This window comes from Neisseria sp. P0021.S006 (genome assembly GCF_051956895.1).
Window position 1 is genome coordinate 1 of sequence record NZ_JBQCWZ010000824.1, and the last position, 636, is coordinate 636.

2 protein-coding genes are annotated in these 636 nt (G+C 46.9%); both read left to right on the top strand.

The genetic code is table 11. The annotated features are described in order from the left end of the window. Positions 1–410 (top strand): hypothetical protein (locus ACTHUM_RS17320; RefSeq protein ID WP_440403602.1); only part of this gene is annotated, 410 nt, incomplete at its 5' end. Between the two features lie 42 nt (positions 411–452). Further along, a partial coding sequence (locus ACTHUM_RS17325; RefSeq protein WP_440403603.1) for a redoxin family protein occupies positions 453–636 on the top strand: 184 nt, incomplete at its 3' end.

Here is a 636-nt window from a genome sequence, read left to right on the forward strand (position 1 = left end):
TTGATGAACAAGCCATAACCGGTTTGGATTTAGGTACAGCTCAAGACGGCGAAACGAAAGAAGGTAAAAAACAACGTACCTATCCGATTAACGGCATAGAAGGTGGCGTCATCAATCTGATTGGTAAGCACCCTACCGACTTAGAAGTCATCAGCGGCCAATGCATGGAAAAAAATGAAAAAGGCGTTTCAGCCGGCTGGTCAGCCAACGGAGTCTGCCACACAGCCTTTGCAAAAATGGTGGACAATATTGCCCAAGACGGCGGCAAACTGACCGACTATCTGATTTCACACGCTGCTTTGCAGCCTTATACCGAAGGCAAAAGCGGTTATGCCGCCGTACAAAACGGCCGCTATATTTTAGAAATTGACAGCGAAGGCATGTTCTATTTCCGTCGCCGTCATTACTAAACTTCTAACCATCCTATTTTCCCCTGACACGAGGACTGAATCATGGCTCAAGTTACTTTCCAAGGCTCACCTATTTCTACAAACGGCAATTTGCCTGCCATCGGCCAAGTTGCACCTGATTTCACATTGGTAGCAGCAGACCTATCTGAGAAATCATTGGCTGACTATGCAGGCAAACGCAAAGTGCTGAATATTTTCCCTAGCATTGACACAGGTGTATGCGCCC